The organism is Peribacillus simplex NBRC 15720 = DSM 1321, assembly GCF_002243645.1.
Taxonomy (GTDB): Bacteria; Bacillota; Bacilli; order Bacillales; family DSM-1321; genus Peribacillus; species Peribacillus simplex.
This window is the reverse complement of record NZ_CP017704.1, coordinates 2655660-2673588: the sequence shown is the minus strand read 5'-3', so window position 1 is coordinate 2673588 and position 17929 is coordinate 2655660. Positions and strand designations below refer to the sequence as shown.

Below are 17929 nucleotides of genomic sequence, written 5' to 3'. Positions count from 1 at the left end.
CCACATCTCTATTTTATATACTCATTTACGTTTTCAGATTAGCCTAATTGATCCGTTCAGTTAATGTTTCTTTTATTTGATCCGCCGGATAGTGCATGATCCAGTCAAGAATCGATAAATTTTTTACGCATTCTTTTTCATTTTTCACATAATAGACAGGATGAATGAAATTTTGATAGATGAGATCAATTCCTTCTTTACGAAACAATTCTTCTTCCAAATAATCCTTACCGCTTTTCCCGCTTAAATAGCATGTACCACCGGTTTGCTTAAGTAAGCTGACTAATCTCTGTGTTTTTCCAAAGGATGTATTAAAATCAGTGGAAAGGTGTGTTTCTCCTTCATAGTTTAAGTAATTTAAGATCAATTCAATTAAATGAATATTTAAATCGACTAATAAAGCATGTTCTTTTTGATATGCTTCTTCCAACAGCGGGAAAAAATCTTGAAAGTGCCGGGCTTTTTTATAAACTTCCGAGATTTGTTTCAAATGATTCCTTTTCCATTTTTGATTTGGGGAATGATAACTGATTAATTTTTCATGTAACATTTCAGGCTTTTTTTGAACTGGTACAGTTAGCCTTGACTCTTTTCCATCAGCACCTAGAATATATGTTTTATTTTGAAAATTACTTGAAGAGTATTTTACATCCGACAAATATATAAAAACATCCGATTGGAAAACCTTATGAATCAAACTAATCCAAGGCAGGAAATTAGGCTGGTGAATTGCGACTATCTTCTTTCTTCCCACCTACAAAACCCCTTTCGAAAAAACTAATAGGAATGTCTCCGCGTATTTACAATTCACTTGGGAACCCCTCCAACTGCCGATATGCTCTGCATTCACTAAATAATGACCCATATAACCAGTCAGCTGTGATTGAAACAAGGTAATCATACGTTTTTTATCTTCCATGAACTCTGTAATATCACTATAAATATTCGGGTGAAATTGATTGGCAGCGATGTTATTATTTTGATTAATTTGTTCGAATTCATATAGGGTAAATTGTTTTTTCCTAAAACAGCTTCTTACGACCTTTGATAATTTTTGATGATCTTGATGACTGTCATTCATCCAATGTGTGTAGACTTCGTCTGGATTCATCTTTTCAATGATATTGTCGAGCTCTTTTATTAATTTATGAAGAGGAATATCCTCAACGTTATTACCCTCACAGTACATAGAAAACCGTACCTCATATCCGAAATTCTTTGATGACTCCATTGCCTCTTGTTTCCTGACCTTGATATTCGAAGGGATGGAAAATATGATGTTGATAATGTAATGTCCTTGGTTCAATAGCTTACGAATGGTACCGCCCATACTAATTTCCGCATCATCTGGGTGTGCTGTTATTAGCAATATTTTTTTCATAATGTTCCTCCATTTAAAGCTTGTTCAATGATAGATATCGCTTTAAGTGTAATGTTCTTTTGTTCCCTGTACGCTGTTCGATTTTTCATTAAAATACATTCCGAAAATTCAGTGATTTCATAAAGCAAACTATTATCACTAATAGGTTCACTTATCGTTTCTTCAATGTCATTAATGATACTGCGGTAACTAATCGTTCGAATATCGTATAACGAGTGAAAACGCAATGTTCCATTCTCTCCGTAAATTTCCGATATTGAATCATTCGTTAAGTTAATTTTTGAAATCAACATGGTTATTTTATAATCTTTATATTCAAAAATGCACGTGCCGCCTAAATCAATGTTTTTTACGATCAGTTGTTTAAAATAAAAACTTTTAACGGGAACACCAAATAATTGAATGGCAATATAAATAGGATAAATTCCAATTGTTCTTAATGTGCCGCCACCATGATTTTCATCGAAAAGTGGAGCTTTTCCCCCTTTTAATAGGGCCGAATACTGCTTAGAATAGTTTTGATACTTTAGGGTTGCCCCATGAATTTTCCCTAACTTTTTAATAGCATTCTTTAAAATTTGAAAGTTAGGTTCATAAATGGATCTTACTGCCTCAAATACAAAAACATTTTGTTTTTCTGCAGCATGGAAAACTCGATTGGCTTGATCGATTGTCATAAATGCCGTTTTCTCCACAACAACGTTCTTTCCATGCTCAATGGCTGCCATCGCTGGTTCATAATGGGAGGCATTTGGAGTGGCTATATAAACAGTATCTATCTCATCATCTTCAAAAACTTCATTCAGGGATCCATAAACTTTAGAAACTCCTTTTTCTTTAGCGAGCTCTTTAGCAAGATGGAATCTTCTTCCCCAAATTCCTATTACCTCTCCATTTGAACTTTCATTAATGGCATCGATCATTGCACAACTTATTGGACCTGACCCCACCACTCCAATCCTATTTTTAATCGCCATGTTCCACTACCTGTTTACATTTCGCTACAATGTATTTCAGATCCTCATCAGACAAATCCAAGTGACAAGGTAGCGTGAAATGAGATTCACGAAATCTATCGGCATTCGGGAAAGATGCAAGGGGATATTCCTCTAGCAATGTGGGCTGTAAATGTAATGGGACCCCATAACAATGCCCGGTGCTTATATGATACTCTTTTAAATGCTTTTTAAATGTTTCGCATTGCTCTTTGCTTTTAGACATGACGATAATTTTATAAAATGAAGATTCATTGTGGTCAGATGAAGCTTGGAAGTAAAGACCGTGTTCTTGAAAAATATCTTTTAAATTCTCTTTATAAAAATGGAAGATTTCCTGCCTGACCTGGATCATCCCATAAGCTTCCTGAACTTGCAGATAACCAAGCAATGCATTAAATTCACTAAGAAGCATGTCACCGGATAATACTTGATTGACTGCACCATTTTCATTCCCATGGTGCCTTAACAACTCACAGTATTTGATTAAATCTATATCATCCGATGTAATGACACCGCCTGTGGCACTTGTAACAATTTTAGTAGGGTACATCGAAAACACCCCAGCAAATCCAATTGTACCGGCTTTATTTCCATTTATAGTGGCACCAAAAGCATGTGAAGCATCTTCGATTAGATAAAGATCATTCGCATCACAAAACTCTTTAATTTCAAAGATGTTATCAGGGATCTTTCCGGCAATATACGTAATTAGGACAACTTTCGTTTTAGGAGTCACGGCGTTCTTCAGACTATTTAAATCCAAATTGAAATCCTCTAAATTAATGTCACAAAGAACGACTCTTCCTTTCGCATTTTTCACCGCATATACTGGAGAAATAAACGTATTGCTTGGCATGATCACTTCTTTGTCTTCAACATCTAGGTACTTTAAAATAATTTCAATGGCTGCCGTGGCACTAGAAAGTGCGACAGCATACTTAGAATCACTGTATTGTCTGACGCTTTCTTCAAATTTCCGAGTATACTCACCTAAAATTAACCTGCCAGAATCCAAAATGTGCTCAATGTTCTTAAGGTATTCCCGTTTTACCCAACCTGTTATCACTGGCTTCGTATTTACGATATTCTCCATGGAACTCCATCCTTTATTCCAAAATTAGATCTTTCATTACAAGTAAAGTGAGAAGCAGACAATATATAATTCTGAATGACCGACCCATCGTTCAAGAGAAACACTTAAATATTCAATGATTATTAACAACCAATTTCGACAGTGTTCTCTCTAGTTTTGAAATCAATTTTGTTTTCTCATAATTTAAGGTTAACTTCTTTATATTTTCTTGTATTTTCAGATACATTTGTTTGTCACTTTTAATTGATTTTACATACTCTATCATCTTTGATAGTTCACTATATTCAAAACCGTGACCTGCATCATATTTTGTCATAACCCCATGTTGCCAGCCTTTATAGTTTATTAATGTTGGTTTTCCGGCTGCCCAAAAATCAAAAAGTTTATTTTGACTATTCCTATCCAATATTTCATGATTCCGTACAAAACACAGACCTATATGAGATACGGCCATTAATAAGCACGCTTCTTTTTTAGATACCTGATCTAAGAAAATAACATTGTTTAATTTTTTGCTCTCTTTCACTTGAATTAAGCGCTCTTTTTCCTTTCCATCCCCTACAATTAGATAGATAATATCTGGGTCATCCGTCTTTTCAGCAAGCTGTAAAATATAATCGATATTATTGATAAATCCTAATGTACCCGCATATAAACAGATAAACTTCGCTTTTAACCCTAATTTATCCAGTGCTTTTTCTTTATCCTCGGAACAAATCCGTGAAAAATAGTCTATATCCGCAAAGTTAGTAACCGTCGAAATTTTTTCCGGTTTAACTCCTTTTTTCAATAAATCTTCTTTCATCCCAGGCGAAAGCACGATGATTTTATCAGCTGAAGAATAAATCATGCTTTCTAGCTTCAATAAAATTCTCTTTAACCATTCATGTCTTATGATTCCCAGCTCAATAGGTATATCTGGCCATAAATCCCTTACTTCAAACACAAATTCGCTGCGCTTTACCTTCGCAAGAAGCATACCTATCAATCCAATTGTCAAAGGAGTCGAGGAAGCATAAACTACGTCTACCCCTTTCTCCTTCACCCCAATAAAAAAACTCTTATACATATAATGAATAAACGATAATAATCTTTTTAGGTAACTATATTCTTGTTTATATTTAGTTTTGGTTGATATGATCTTAATTCCCTCACGCGAATCTATGGAATTGCCGGTGATGATGGTGACTTTATTATTTTTAGAGACTAAAAATTTAGCTATTTCATAAGATCGGGTACTGCCTTTATTGGTATTGAAATATTGATGCAAATAAAGAATCTTCACTTTTTCACTTCCTCTTTTACCCAATGTGATTCAATTTAACTTACAGATGAATACTTTGCCTATTGCATTAGCCCCAGAAAACAAATGTAACACTTAAATAAGGTGAGACCTGTCCCTTCTTTAGAATGGGCCGTTTTAACTTTGAAACCCACTAGAATTTTGTACAGCCATTCCTTACCCTTGCTTTTTAGTACATCAGATGGGTTTCACCATCTTGCATGATTTTTTTCTTCACATTAGGTTTGTTCCAGTCAAGGAAGGCCGAGATGACAATCCAGTCATCCAGGCGGTTGTAAACCGTTTTGTCTTGTACATGGATTTCATGCTCAACTTCGGTAAATATGTTCTCCCTTTCAATGACGTTATTTTTCATGTTCAAAGAGGTAATGGCATAGTCATTTGTAGGGTTGCCATTATTATGAGACCCTCTGATACCAATGCCCGCTGGTATAAACTTTCCATCGGATTTATGAATTTGGTTTATGATGTTTCCTTGGAGCTTGGTGAACTTGTTGGAACTAAGAATCGCGATACCATTGTTGAAGCTATTTTCAATGATATTGCTTTCAATAAGGGCATTTTTGGTCACATGAATACTGATGCCTCCCCATTCCTCAACATTAGCCCGGACATTATTCACATAATTGCCTCTAATCACGACCGTTTGCAGGAATCCCATCTCTGTTTCATTAAGATCATGAAATTGCGTTCCGTTGACCGTAATGCCTCGTTCGCTGACTGTTGCATTTTTATCTATATCGTAATACGCATAATCATTAAAAGATTCACCATTGATTCTATTCCCCACAATCGTAATATTGCCGGGTGGATAAGCTGAGATATCCCCTCCCCTGTAATCCATTCCGCCGACAATGATTGGAAAACGCGTGTTTAAGATGACATTATTCGTGAAGGAAACATTATGGCCTGAATGGGTGTCAATCCCTTCCCATCCAGGGTTATTCGCCACCACATTCCCATCCACTGCGATTGTGTCACTTCGCGGGAACTTTGATTGAATCATTGCATCTCCCGCATTGTCTTTCCGGTGGCTAAAGGCGATACCATAGCTTTGTTTGGTATTGCCCACCGTCGCCCCAGGCCCAAGATCTCTCACTGTCGCATGCCTTACAGTCACGTTACTCGCAGAATACCCGCCGATGCCTGCATAACCAATATCTTTTATGATCATTTTGTTTCTTTTCCTTGAATCAGACCCTTTAATCGTGACTCCATTCACATGTTCTAAGTAAATGCCATACCCCTCATACCCAGTGATTTGAACATCTTCGATCAGGATATTTTGAAGCCTCTGCAAATCATTCACAGTCGAATAGACCGACACCAAATCCGAAGTGGATTTGGATTGATCGATTGCCGTAACCTCAATGCCCCTGTTCCTTGCCTCATAATAGTTCCTCGGTTCCCCAGTTTGGGGATCCTCCGTCCGTCGTTTTCCATCGAGTATCAGGTTTTTGACACCAGTATGGCCCACCATGATTTTAATGGTGACAGAATCGCTTGAGGGATGGGTACACATTTTGGTGACGGGTCTTTCATTCTCCACCGTCCCTTCTAAAATGACCCCTTCTTTCATCGCAATAAAGGCACTCGCCGTGAACTGGCCTTTTGACAAACGGACCGTTCCCCTTTTCCCATTCGATTGATCTTGCGGATAGGCTGAAACCCTCGTAATGGCATTATTAAGGATCGTCCGGATCGTTGTGGCGGAATAGTTCGCGTCTAGTGACAGCGTTTGTTTTAACTTCCCTTTATTGTCCAATAATTGAATCGCGGTTCCCGTTGTGGGACCGCAGACCTCGTTTGCCCCGACGGCAGTTGACTGGAAGGAGAAGAATGCCACGATAAACACGGTAAATATTCCTGTTATTTCATATAATTGTTTCATCTGAAAACTCCCATGTCTTTTATTCATTTTTCGACAGTTGTTTTACATATTCCAGTGGCCGATCACAAGGACACCATAGTCGACCTAGAAAGGAGGGGTGCATATCTAATGTTACATGGGATGTGAGATGTGCATTTCTCAAAATCAAAATAACATGTGTTAATCTTGAAACAGTTGCTTAAACGCACGGCTAATTCGACAATTTTTCCATCAAAAAAACCTTCAATCGAATATGGAATAAAGGGGTAAATCGGATTGTGATTGGGGAAAACAAACCTTCTTGCGTGGCTATTGAAAAGTGAATGGCCGGCTGATGAGTGCTTTATAAGGAATGTGTCCGGCGATTACGAGGGGGACATCTGTCATTCAAAAGAAAAAGCCTTTCCCCGTTTGTTTACTGGGAAAAGGCTGCAGCTTCTTTTTTATGTCTAATTTAACGGGGTATGTATCATTCTTATAGCCCCCGCAAAAGAAAAAGGAGGATATCCAACTTGTCGTCAGATATCCTCGTACATATTTACTGGTTCATTTGATCAAGAAAATCACCCAGGAGATCGTCAAGATTTTCCTCTTCCGGTTCGGTTTCTTCCTCTTGTTGTGAGGGTTCATCCAAATTCCAATCAAAGTCATCCAGATCTTTCTTAGGTAAGTCTTCCTTGACCTCCTCCACTTCCTTTTCTTCAAGCTCAACCTGCATATATTCCTCATTCGATCCATTACTGTTCAAAGAGGCAAGCAAGGCGGTAGCGCGTAAAGGATCGGATAAAAGGTTGTACATAATCGTTCCAAGCATAGCTTCTGAGTGGGAATGCTTGAGCCAATCACGCTGAGATTTGCTTAGCTTGTTCGGCATGGGCAGGGCAATCATTTCCCGATCCTGATGGGTGGATTGCCCGACTCCATCGAGAACATACTCGGCAATTTTACTGGAAAAATTCCTTCTTTCCGTTTCCTTCAATTTCTGCAGCTGTCTTAACGTATAATCTGATACATCTGAAGGGATACGAAAAGTGATGGCTTGTCCTCTTTTAATTTCAGAAGAAGCTGTTTTTTTCATTCTCTCACCTATTTAATAGAACCCGTTCTTTGTTCTTTCTTCTTTTGCTGGGACTGATTCTGTTCCTTTGAATTCCGGCGATTATAATCCGAAATCAATTTATAATAGGCGTTTGCCATCATCCAAACGCTTTCCCGTTCATCTTCGAAAAAGTCTATATTGTAGCCATCAAAATTTTGATTCAATGTTTTCAAGTAATCTTTCAGGACAATCGATCCCCCGCCTACAAAATAGCAGATTTCCGTTTGGGAATTTTTTTGCCATACGTTGCGCAGGTGACGATATTGCTTTTTGGCCAGTTCACCTAAAATGCGGTCGACGATATCATGGACGCTTGTCCTGCTTCCGCGAACCATAATATGATTGCGATCATTTTTCTTCGTGATGATTTCAACGACGTCGCGCCTGCTATCCAGCTCGACACCATGTTTCTTCCTGATTTCTTCACGAATCGATTCAAGGGCCTCAGCTACTCCTAAGTTGAATCCTTGCGCTTTGTCATCGTCAACTTTACGATTTTTAATGACAGCGATATCCGTCGATAATCCACCGATATCCTGAATGAGTATTCTTCTATCTATTAATTCACGGTTAATGATATTCAAATCTTTATCCATGACCAAATTTATGTATGCAGCGAAGCCCTCTGGATAGACTTTCACTTCATCGAATTTGATATTAACCTTCATGCCTTGGTATTTAGGAGTAATTAAAAATTCCACCTGGTGGACTGAACCAAGTAATTTCGAGCGGTAACCGACGTCTTTCCCTTCTTTAACCTCCCGAAGTGGCAACCCTGTTCCAAGCGTATAGTTGGCTTCCACAACGTTATTCACTTTTTTGAATGTATCGTTGTCCCCCAACTTGGCAGCGTCTAATGCAAGAGCCGCAAAAAGCATGACTAATGTTTGATCTTCTTCCGATTTACTGCTTCCTAAATCCAGTTCTGTAGGATTATCACTTTTTGTCGCCAAGTTCCCAACGCGATAAATCGCATTATTGTCTTGCAGAGCCGGTGAATGGACCCTAATATGAATCCCTTCCAATGGGTTTTTTTCATTAAGTTCCTCAATCCCAATGACCGGACGGTCCTCTATGTCTTTTGCAATGACATTTGGTATATATAGTTCAGACTCTAGCTTTCCAAAAATAGCTTTGATAGCATCATTTCCTACGTCTACTGCTGCGATTCTAGAACTCATCTAAAAACATCCCCTTTTTTATAGAAAAAAAATTAGTGAAGCATTCCCTTTAAGGATAGAAAAAGTTCCCACGATAGTCAATGCTTCATTAGTAATAGCTATATTTGTCGAATTGTTTTCAAATTGTTTACAATAGGAACAAATATGTATACACCTTATATATAGCTACGTATACGTGTTTGTACACATGTATACGTAATTGTGCACAATGCATCTTTTTTTGTTTACACGTATACGTGTTTGTACACAAACCATATATTGTATTTTTAATTGATCTTTCCCCCTACAAAAATAAGCTTATAATTAGTGAATTTGGTTATGGTAATAAATGGTCGATTCACTAATGAACTGTATAGAGGTATTCAAATGACTGAGAAAAATACAGAAACTTCCCAAATTCGGAAACCCTATTGTCGCAGTTCGTTAAATTCCCCTTCATTTTCTAAACTAGATACAGATATAACCACTGACGTCTTAATTGTAGGCGGCGGAATTACAGGGATTACTCAGCTAAACAAGGTATTAAAGTTACACTGATAGAGGCTGGCGAAATCCTTAACGGAACAATGGGACACACCACAGCATGGCCTGATTTACGATTTGTTTGTTCACTAAAACATGGTGAAGAGAAGGCCAAACTATATTATGTAGCCAATGCAGAAGGAATGAGCTTGTCAAAGACTTGGTAGAAGAACATTCCATTGAATGTAATTTGACTGCACAGGATGCTTATGTCTACGCAAATACGGATGAATATAAAAGTAAAATTCCAAAAGAACTAAAAGCCTATCGAAACTAGCCATTCGCGGGGATTATGCAGAAGAAATCCCTTTCTCCTTTCCTTGTAAATCTTCCATGATCCAAGCACAATTTCACCCCTTTAAAATATTTAACGGCCCTCCTCTCCACGATTCTGGAAGCTGAAAAAGTTTCCACGTTAGTCAATCCTTCATTAGTTGTAGCTATATTTGTCGAATTGTTTACAATAGGAACAAATGTGTATACACCTTATATATAGCCATGTGTACGTGATTGTAAACATGTATACTTATTTGTGTACAATATATCTATTTTTGTTTACATGTATACGTATTTGTAAACAAACCAAATAATGTATTTTTTTAATATTTCTTCTTACAAAAATTAGCGTATAAATAGCGGATTTGGGTATGGTAATAAATGGACGATTCACTAACTGAACTGTATGGAGGTATTCAAATGACTGAAAAAAATACAGACCTTCCCCGATTTCCGGAACCCTATTGGCGCAGTGCGTTAACTTTCCCTTCTTTTTCTAAACTAGATACAGATATAACCACTGATGTCTTAATAGTAGGCGGCGGAATTACTGGAATCACATCTGCTTATCTACTAGCTAAACAAGGTGTTAAAGTCACACTGATTGAAGCAGGCGAAATCCTTACTGGAACGACAGGACACACTACAGCAAAAATCACGGCCCAGCATGGCTTGATTTATGACCAGTTGATCACTGACCATGGTAAAGAGAAGGCCAAACTTTATTATGAAGCCAATGCAGAGGGCATGAAGCTAATCAAAGACTTGGTAGAAGAACATTCCATTGAATGTAATTTGACTGCACAGGATGCCTATGTCTACGCAAATACGGATGAATATAAAAGCAAAATTCAAAATGAACTGAAAGCCTATCAAAAACTCGGCATTCGGGGGGATTATGCAGAGAATATCCCTTTCTCCATTCCTTGTAAAGCTGCTGTGATAATGAAAGATCAAGCACAGTTTCACCCGTTAAAATACTTAACTGCTCTCATTTCGACAATTCTCGAAAGTGGAGGCACCATTTATGAACGGACAACAGCAATGAAGATTGAAGACGGCGATCCGCCGACCGTTCTGACGGATACTGGACATTCAATCAAAAGCAATCAGGTAATCGTTGCCTCCCACTTCCCCTTTAACGATGAAACGGGCTTATACTTTGCCCGTGTTCATGTAAATAGGTCCTATGTGCTTGGTATCAAGACTGAACAGGAATATCCAGGCGGGATGTTTTACAGTGCAGACAGCCCTACCCGCTCCCTTCGCTATACGGAATTGGACAATGGGGAAAAACTTATACTTGTTGGCGGAGATGGCCATAAAACAGGCCAGGGAATCTCGATGATCGAGCATTATGAAGCACTGAAGGACTTCAGTTCCCAGTATTTCGATGTGAAGGACATCCCCTATCGCTGGTCGGCACAGGATATCGTGACACCGGATAATATCCCCTTCGTCGGTCCAGTGACAGCCAACCATCAAAACGTCCTGATAGCTACCGGCTATGCTAAATGGGGAATGACGAATGGATCGATTGCCGCCAAGATCTTAACTGACCGGATTTTACAAAGAGATAACCGGTATGCGGAATTATATGACCCTGCCCGTCTAAAAGGCGTGAAAAATATGGTCCAAGATAATGCTGATGTGGCGAAGCATCTGATCAAAGGTAAATTGGCCGTCATTCATAAAACGCCGGAAGACTTAGGAAATGATGAAGGAGCAATCGTGAAGGTGAATGGAGACAAAGCTGGGTGTTACCGTGATCATGATGGCCAGCTTCATATTGTCGACTCCACATGTACTCACATGGGATGCGAAGTTGCCTGGAATAGCGGCGACCGTACCTGGGACTGTCCATGCCACGGCTCCCGCTACTCTATCGTTGGTGAAGTTTTAAATGGCCCTGCTGTCGAACCATTGAAAAAAATACGCTAATGGTCAATTTGTGATTTTATCTAATAGTCGACTGGGACCGCCGTTTTCCTTATACTGAAGTTACTGCATGATTGAATGGTTGCAAATAACTCTAAAAGGATTGAATTGAACATGAACGGTAAAAATCGGAAAGATATTACCCCAGGTACCTCTGTGGACATTGTACTGAAAGCAGATCAACGCAGCGGAAAACTGACAAGCGGCACTGTAAAGGATATTCTAACCAACTCCAGCACTCACCCACATGGAATTAAAGTAAGATTGACTGATGGCCAGGTTGGCAGGGTTCAAGTCATTCATAAGTAATGTGCACTCGGTCCAGGCCGAGTGTTTTTTTGTGATTATTCGACCGAATTAATGACAATGGGGATATTTCAATCATGTTTCCCATTCATAATTCGTACAATAGGGGTAAGATTATCTCTTTTAAAAGGCTGGTGTCAAAATGAATCAAGAATACAATGCACCCAATAGGGATTATTACCGAAACGATGAACATACATTGAAAGTTTCCGGCTCAGAGACGCTTCAGGCCGCTCCCGATCAAGCCACAATCACCCTTGGAGTCATAACAGAGGATGTGGACCCGCAAAAGGCCCAGCAAGCCAATTCCCAAGCAATCGCAAATGTCATCGCAGCACTTAAATCCGCAGGCATTCCCGAAGATCGATTGAAAACGAGTGATTACAGAATCGATCCACAATATGATTATATTGACGGAAAGGAATTGTTCAAGAACTACAAAGTCCAGCACATCATCCAGGCCCAAACGACCGACATCGAGAAAATAGGCAGCATAATCGACACTGCCGTCAGAAGCGGCGCCAATTCAATCACCAGCATCCGCTTCTCCTTATCCAATCCAGATGCATACTATAACCAGGCACTTTCTCTCGCTTTAAAAAATGCATACGAAAAAGCACTTTCCATGGCTCGAACGCTAGGAATCTCATTGAACCCAGTCCCTAATAAGGTTGAAGAGTTATCTGAAACGGCAACTCCAATGCTTTACCAAACAAGTACCTTTTCAAAAATGGCTTCTACCCCGATTCAGCCTGGTGAATTGAACATCACTGCCTCAGTAAGGGTGGAGTACACGTACTAGCACTCACTCATTTCATCCAAAAAACCCCCTTGGCAATCCAAAGGGGGGTTTTTCACATTAAAAGACTACCGTTTTATTTTCATGAACAAGGACGCGGTCCTCCAAATGCCATTTAACAGCACGTGCCAGCACCCTGCGTTCAGCTGAACGACCGACTTTCTTCATATCCCCAGCAGAATCACGATGGTCCACACGTTCAATATCCTGCTCGATGATCGGACCTTCATCCAAATCATTCGTCACATAATGGGAAGTCGCCCCAATCAGCTTAACACCTCTGTCATAAGCTCTTTCATAAGGACGGGCACCAATGAATGCAGGTAAAAATGAATGATGTATATTGATGATTCTGTTCGGATGGGCCGCTACGAAGTCCGGCGTCAATATCTGCATATACCTAGCTAATACAATAAGATCCACTTTGAATTCTTCCAGAAGTCCAAGCTGTTTTGTCTCCACTTCCTTACGTATATCCTTATTTGCAGGAATGTAATAAAACGGGATGCCCATCGATTCGACAATTTGCCTCGTATCCTCATGATTACTGATGACCAGTGAAATATCAGCCAATAAATCCCCACTTTGCCACTCCCATAGCAATTCCAGAAGGCAATGCGGTTCTTTCGAAACGAAGATTGCCGTCCTCTTCAGATTACTCACATGATTAAATGTCCATTGCATCGAGAATGCTGTCGAAACTTCCTGGAATGCAAGTTGCATATCCGCTGCCTTGTCATTCAATCCTGGACAATCGAACTCGATCCTGGTGAAAAAGGTACCGCCCTCAGGATTCATCGAATACTGACTCAATTCAACAATATTTGCATCATATTCTTTAAGAAAGGCCGTAACTGTCGAAACAATCCCTGGCTGGTCCGGACATTTTATAATTAAGCGGCCTCTATCTTGATTTTTTTCGCGAAATTCCTGTAACTGCTCTTGCACAAAGTTGCTCACCATTTTCCCAACTGCCCTTCTTCTATTTTGCTATATTATACTTCAATTCATAGGCAAAATTAAAGTCAGTCAACCAATACGAGATTTTGTTGGCGGCCACCATGGTCCTTGTCTGAAATCCTTCACTACTTTCAACGATGCACAATTACATATAGTTGAATTTAAGAAACAAAATGAATTAATAAAGAAAATAGTATTACGATAGAACAAATTCTTACCATAATAAATGAGAATCGGGATTTATTTTTAATTGCAATATATGTAAATGTTGGGGTCGAAAATAAAAACAAAAATTGCATCCAAAATAGGCTCATCAAAAGGACCCGTACACAATAAAATCGTTATCGCCAATGCATAAACGATTAGTATGATAGAAAGCGGAAGCATTCTTCCTTTCAGCTTCTTCCCCTCCTATAAATTCTATAGCGACGGAGCGCAGAAGCGTAGACATATCTTGGGAACCTTAGTAAATCAAGTGAATGAAGGTCTAAAAGCCCCCCTTTTCTTACAGGGGGGTAGTAATTTCATAAATGACTAATATGATTTTGAAACGAGGTATATCTGTGCTTTTTTATTTATTATTTATTTTTTTTCACCTAAACTTGCTGCTAAAGATAAAAATATATATGGGAAAGCTAATAAAATTAAATCCGGAAATCCGTATTTCTCAAATACTAGGTTGTTCGGGGTTTCCTCATCAATATAAAAGCCAGAGCCTGCCATATAAAATCCAACAAGTAAATAAGTTAGAAGGGAAATAGCAAGGGTACTAATAGTTAGTGTATTTAATTTGATTTTAACGATAGTTAATCCGAAATAGATCAAATAAACAATTCCTAAAAGTAGTAACAGTAGAGAAATATAATCTGGCTCATATATTGCTTGATTGGAACTATTAAACATGTGAAATCATCCTCTTACTTAAATTTATACTTGATGTAAACACCTTACGTTGGATTGCATTTATTGTAATAAGTTGATGAAAGCGATAAATCAGGACGCCAAGGTTCTAAGTTCCAAGGTGATTTGTAAATTGTTAATGGATTTACAGCATGACAAATGAATTGATCTTTAATTCTTCCTTCTCTTGAACTTGATACATGGGATTTAAATGAAGTTTCCTTCACTATCTGTAGCCCATGCTTTACCAATGTTAAAGATAATTTCACCCTCGCTATTTTCCACAAAGTAAAGTCCATTTTTCTCTACTAATTTACTATCTTCGTCTAATTTCAAATCAATTTTAAAGGTTTTAGGAGAAGACTCAGATTCAATTCTGAACATCTGTCTAAATCCACCATCTAGTATCTGACTATCGACTGAGTATCCTTCTTCTTCATTTTCATAAACGATTGTACCATCAACATTCTCAACAAATTTTAAATCTGGGTCGTCTATCGAGATAGCGACTGAATTATCTTCTGAATCAGTATATGTAATTTCATTTTTATCAAGATTAATATTTGAAGTGAAATCTTCTGTTTCAGTAACAATGTTATTTTCTTGTACTTGATAATCCATTACTTCCACATCTTCAATAAGATTATAAGGAAGATGATCCATGTTTGTTACTGTGGAATTACTTTCTGCATAACTACTTGTGCTAAAGCCAGTAAAACTTAATGATAAAATACTAATTAAACTTAAGACTTTTAAACTAATAAACTTCATTGTTGTTCCCCTTATATTTTTTAGTTTGTCTATAAAATAACAGACCCATAGTACTAGTAAAAAAGAAGTGCGACTACATTGTTTTTTAGCTCCTAAAGTGAAATTTTTATCAGCGATTAAAATAGCGTTGAAAGTGCAGTTACAGGTCTGTAGTTTGCTTTTAATCCTTTTTTTAAAAGTTATTTTAAAAGATTTCGGAATGGGATTGTTCAGCTTGCTGAACCATTAAGTTGGAATTTAAGGAGTTGACACTCGCATAAACGTGATGACTTACTGAAATGTTAATCAACAATATTACGTGATTTCGAAAAATGTGTAGTACTGGGGTAGCATTTAACTACTCTTTATTAAATCAATATAGTTCCTCCTTTGAATTGTAATAATTTAATTGTATATAAAAGTAAATTGTTTAACGTTCCAACATTGGAACAATGGGCTTCATTTTTGAGTAAATAAAGAGAAAAGGATGATATAAATGAGGGTATAATTTGGGAAACTCTTCTGATCATATAGTTCATTAGGAAGATGTGTGTTTTTCTTTTATTTCAAGAGTCATTAGTTTCTACTTTAGTAACGCTTGCAAAATCAAATGAAGTCCCCTTTGAATCAATACTATCCTCTATTCATATTTCATAGTAAAAGGGTTTAATCGCGGGAAAGTCGGCCTGATCACGGTCGACTTTTTTATATTGGATTGTTTTGCTTAATAAATAAGGATTCTCAAATATCTTTTACTAACGTTTTAGTCAAGCTAAAAAAATAGAAGTGACCTAGATATGAGAATGAAAAGATACCATTAATTCTCATCCTCTATTAATAGGCACTATCATTCTTCCAATAAATAACTGGTGAATTTAAAGGAAATGAAGGTAAAGGTCGAGAACCTTTATGAAATGCATAGTAAAGGGGGATTCTTGAATGAAATGTCGGCATGATCTGGACACCCTTTTTTATTTCAGTTTTATTTTCCCTAGTTAATGAGGTTATTCACTACCTCATAAGGGTAAAGACCATTCTATTAGTTTTTTTCAAAGGGGGAAATGAAATTATCATGAAATCATCAGTTACATTCATTGTATCCATTCTGGTTGTTCTTGGACTTCTGTCCGGCTGTGCTGAAAAGGACCAGCTAGAGGATGGGAGTAAGCTGATCAATAAGGACCAGTTTGTTTTCGCTGCCTCAGGCGAATTCAAGCCATTCAGTTATGTCAATGATGACATGACCGTAACAGGATTCGATATTGAAGTCGGCGATGCAATTGCAAAGGAACTGGGCCTAGAGCCAGTACCTAAAAGGATAAAATTCAAAGGTATCGTGGAAGGTGTCAAAACCGGTCGGGCAGATGCCGCGGTTGCCAGTCATACAATTAATGAACAACGAAGTAAACATGTTGCCTTCTCGACCCCTTATTACTACTCAGGCCCACAAATTTTCGTCCGCTCAGATAGTGATATTAAAACGGTAGAAGATTTAAAGGGAAAGGAAGTTGCGGCTTCTAAAGGCTCCACATACGCAACCACAGCAGAAAAATATACAACCAATGTAAAAACCTATGACAGTGATATCACCGCCCTGAAAGCATTGAGCGGAGGACGTCATGATGCCGTCATTACAGACTTCGTAACCGGCAAGGAAGCGACCAAGGAAGGTTTCGACATCGAAGGACGGCAATTGATCGAACGAAGCGAGCAGGCCATCGTACTGCCTAACGACAACCCTCAGCTGCTTGCACGCATCAACGAAGCACTTGAAAACCTCCGGGAAGATGGAACACTTGCGGAAATCAGCAAAAAATACTTTGGTGAGGACATCACAACCAAGCCTGAATAAAGATTGATAGAAAGGGAGTCATTACATTGCCAAGTTTTTCACATTTTTTTGATACATTATTTAGCTCCTCGGACGTATTCATCCGAGCCATGCTCCTCACATTGGAACTGACGGTAGTCTCCATATTAGTAGGAATCGTCATCGGGTTGCTATTTGCACTTTTAAAAATATCCAATATAAAAATTCTTGCATGGATTTCAGATACATATGTATTCCTTGTGCGGGGAACACCGCTTATCGTACAGATATTCATACTCTATTTCGGTATCAGCAATCTCTTCTTACTGCCGGACTTCTGGGCGGCGTCACTTGCCCTGGCCTTCCATAATGGAGCTTATATCTCTGAAATTTTACGTGGTACGATCCAATCCATCGACAAAGGCCAAATGGAAGCCGGACGCTCCCTAGGCATGAGCAATTCGCTCGCATTAAGAAGGATCATCCTACCTCAAGCCTTCCGTCGCGCATTGCCGCCGCTAGGCAACCAATTCATCATCGGGCTGAAGGATTCATCACTGGCCGCCTTCATATCCATGAATGAGCTGTTTAACGTGGCGACTACATTAGGTTCGAATAATTTCGATGAAATGACTTATTTATTGATTGTAGCGGTCTATTACTTGATTCTAGTGGCATTCCTGACCATTATCGTCAATTTATTCGAAAAGAAACTTTCCATTAGTGATCGATAGGGGGAATTG

At 38.4% G+C, this 17929-nt stretch carries 17 protein-coding genes; 5 read left to right on the top strand and 12 right to left on the bottom strand.

Annotated elements, in window-relative coordinates; translation table 11 throughout:
• Positions 1–43: 43 nt before the first annotated feature.
• The 8 genes from BS1321_RS12760 to BS1321_RS12725 all read right to left on the bottom strand — a co-directional run bounded on the left by BS1321_RS12760 (position 44) and on the right by BS1321_RS12725 (position 8925).
• Positions 44–754, bottom strand: coding sequence for a WbqC family protein (locus tag BS1321_RS12760; RefSeq protein ID WP_063234237.1), 711 nt, complete (start codon positions 752–754; stop codon positions 44–46).
• Positions 755–1381, bottom strand: coding sequence for a PIG-L deacetylase family protein (locus tag BS1321_RS12755; protein WP_063234238.1), 627 nt, complete (start codon positions 1379–1381; stop codon positions 755–757).
• Positions 1378–2358, bottom strand: coding sequence for a Gfo/Idh/MocA family protein (locus BS1321_RS12750; protein WP_063234239.1), 981 nt, complete (start codon positions 2356–2358; stop codon positions 1378–1380). The genes BS1321_RS12755 and BS1321_RS12750 overlap by 4 nt, the downstream gene beginning before the upstream one ends.
• The gene (locus tag BS1321_RS12745; RefSeq protein WP_063234240.1) at positions 2348–3472 is read right to left on the bottom strand and encodes a DegT/DnrJ/EryC1/StrS family aminotransferase; all 1125 of its coding nucleotides are present in this window, start codon (positions 3470–3472) and stop codon (positions 2348–2350) included. Before BS1321_RS12745 ends, BS1321_RS12750 begins: the two co-directional genes overlap by 11 nt.
• A 112-nt stretch (positions 3473–3584) precedes the next feature.
• Complete coding sequence (locus BS1321_RS12740) at positions 3585–4757, bottom strand: glycosyltransferase family 4 protein (RefSeq protein ID WP_063234241.1); 1173 nt, start codon at positions 4755–4757, stop codon at positions 3585–3587.
• Positions 4758–4944: 187 nt separating this feature from the next.
• Positions 4945–6666 (bottom strand): right-handed parallel beta-helix repeat-containing protein, encoded by a 1722-nt coding sequence (locus BS1321_RS12735; protein WP_063234242.1) that lies wholly within the window; start codon positions 6664–6666, stop codon positions 4945–4947.
• A gap of 517 nt (positions 6667–7183) precedes the next feature.
• Positions 7184–7723: a hypothetical protein gene (locus tag BS1321_RS12730; RefSeq protein ID WP_063234243.1), complete on the bottom strand. Its 540-nt coding sequence runs from the start codon at positions 7721–7723 to the stop codon at positions 7184–7186.
• Positions 7724–7731: 8 nt separating this feature from the next.
• The gene (locus tag BS1321_RS12725) at positions 7732–8925 is read right to left on the bottom strand and encodes a ParM/StbA family protein (RefSeq protein ID WP_063234244.1); all 1194 of its coding nucleotides are present in this window, start codon (positions 8923–8925) and stop codon (positions 7732–7734) included.
• A gap of 1218 nt (positions 8926–10143) precedes the next feature.
• Here BS1321_RS12725 and BS1321_RS12720 point away from each other — a divergent pair.
• From BS1321_RS12720 to BS1321_RS12710, 3 genes are all read left to right on the top strand, one after another.
• Entirely contained in the window at positions 10144–11664 is a 1521-nt protein-coding gene (locus BS1321_RS12720) for an FAD-dependent oxidoreductase (protein ID WP_063234245.1), read from the top strand.
• A 111-nt stretch (positions 11665–11775) separates the two neighbouring features.
• Positions 11776–11970: a YwbE family protein gene (locus BS1321_RS12715; RefSeq protein WP_063234246.1), complete on the top strand. Its 195-nt coding sequence runs from the start codon at positions 11776–11778 to the stop codon at positions 11968–11970.
• A gap of 139 nt (positions 11971–12109) precedes the next feature.
• The gene (locus BS1321_RS12710) at positions 12110–12769 is read left to right on the top strand and encodes an SIMPL domain-containing protein (RefSeq protein WP_063234247.1); all 660 of its coding nucleotides are present in this window, start codon (positions 12110–12112) and stop codon (positions 12767–12769) included.
• A gap of 57 nt (positions 12770–12826) precedes the next feature.
• Here the strand turns inward: BS1321_RS12710 and purU are convergent, their stop codons facing one another.
• The 4 genes from purU to BS1321_RS12690 form a co-directional block, all read right to left on the bottom strand.
• Positions 12827–13726: a formyltetrahydrofolate deformylase gene (gene purU, locus BS1321_RS12705; RefSeq protein WP_063234329.1), complete on the bottom strand. Its 900-nt coding sequence runs from the start codon at positions 13724–13726 to the stop codon at positions 12827–12829.
• 582 nt (positions 13727–14308) lie between these two features.
• Complete coding sequence (locus BS1321_RS12700; protein WP_063234248.1) at positions 14309–14629, bottom strand: hypothetical protein; 321 nt, start codon at positions 14627–14629, stop codon at positions 14309–14311.
• A 44-nt stretch (positions 14630–14673) separates the two neighbouring features.
• Positions 14674–14925 (bottom strand): DUF2599 domain-containing protein, encoded by a 252-nt coding sequence (locus BS1321_RS28755; RefSeq protein WP_081112976.1) that lies wholly within the window; start codon positions 14923–14925, stop codon positions 14674–14676.
• Positions 14834–15397 (bottom strand): hypothetical protein, encoded by a 564-nt coding sequence (locus tag BS1321_RS12690; protein WP_063234249.1) that lies wholly within the window; start codon positions 15395–15397, stop codon positions 14834–14836. Before BS1321_RS12690 ends, BS1321_RS28755 begins: the two co-directional genes overlap by 92 nt.
• A gap of 1051 nt (positions 15398–16448) precedes the next feature.
• Here BS1321_RS12690 and BS1321_RS12685 point away from each other — a divergent pair.
• Together BS1321_RS12685 and BS1321_RS12680 are read left to right on the top strand one after the other, a co-directional pair.
• On the top strand, positions 16449–17228 hold the full coding sequence (locus BS1321_RS12685; protein ID WP_063234330.1) for a transporter substrate-binding domain-containing protein: 780 nt from the start codon (positions 16449–16451) through the stop codon (positions 17226–17228).
• Positions 17229–17254: 26 nt separating this feature from the next.
• Positions 17255–17920, top strand: a complete 666-nt coding sequence (locus tag BS1321_RS12680; protein ID WP_063234250.1) for an amino acid ABC transporter permease — start codon at positions 17255–17257, stop codon at positions 17918–17920.
• The last annotated feature ends 9 nt before the right edge of the window (positions 17921–17929 follow it).

Excerpts from the sequence above, each read along its gene's own strand:
- BS1321_RS12755 (WP_063234238.1), bottom strand. The coding sequence starts at position 1,381 with ATGAAAAAAATATTGCTAATAACAGCACACCCAGATGATGCGGAAATT.
- BS1321_RS12750 (WP_063234239.1), bottom strand. The coding sequence starts at position 2,358 with ATGGCGATTAAAAATAGGATTGGAGTGGTGGGGTCAGGTCCAATAAGT.
- BS1321_RS12745 (WP_063234240.1), bottom strand. The coding sequence starts at position 3,472 with ATGGAGAATATCGTAAATACGAAGCCAGTGATAACAGGTTGGGTAAAA.
- BS1321_RS12735 (WP_063234242.1), bottom strand. The coding sequence starts at position 6,666 with ATGAAACAATTATATGAAATAACAGGAATATTTACCGTGTTTATCGTG.
- BS1321_RS12730 (WP_063234243.1), bottom strand. The coding sequence starts at position 7,723 with ATGAAAAAAACAGCTTCTTCTGAAATTAAAAGAGGACAAGCCATCACT.
- BS1321_RS12725 (WP_063234244.1), bottom strand. The coding sequence starts at position 8,925 with ATGAGTTCTAGAATCGCAGCAGTAGACGTAGGAAATGATGCTATCAAA.
- BS1321_RS12720 (WP_063234245.1), top strand. The coding sequence starts at position 10,144 with ATGACTGAAAAAAATACAGACCTTCCCCGATTTCCGGAACCCTATTGG.
- BS1321_RS12715 (WP_063234246.1), top strand. The coding sequence starts at position 11,776 with ATGAACGGTAAAAATCGGAAAGATATTACCCCAGGTACCTCTGTGGAC.
- BS1321_RS12710 (WP_063234247.1), top strand. The coding sequence starts at position 12,110 with ATGAATCAAGAATACAATGCACCCAATAGGGATTATTACCGAAACGAT.
- BS1321_RS12700 (WP_063234248.1), bottom strand. The coding sequence starts at position 14,629 with ATGTTTAATAGTTCCAATCAAGCAATATATGAGCCAGATTATATTTCT.
- BS1321_RS28755 (WP_081112976.1), bottom strand. The coding sequence starts at position 14,925 with ATGGACTTTACTTTGTGGAAAATAGCGAGGGTGAAATTATCTTTAACA.
- BS1321_RS12690 (WP_063234249.1), bottom strand. The coding sequence starts at position 15,397 with ATGAAGTTTATTAGTTTAAAAGTCTTAAGTTTAATTAGTATTTTATCA.
- BS1321_RS12685 (WP_063234330.1), top strand. The coding sequence starts at position 16,449 with ATGAAATCATCAGTTACATTCATTGTATCCATTCTGGTTGTTCTTGGA.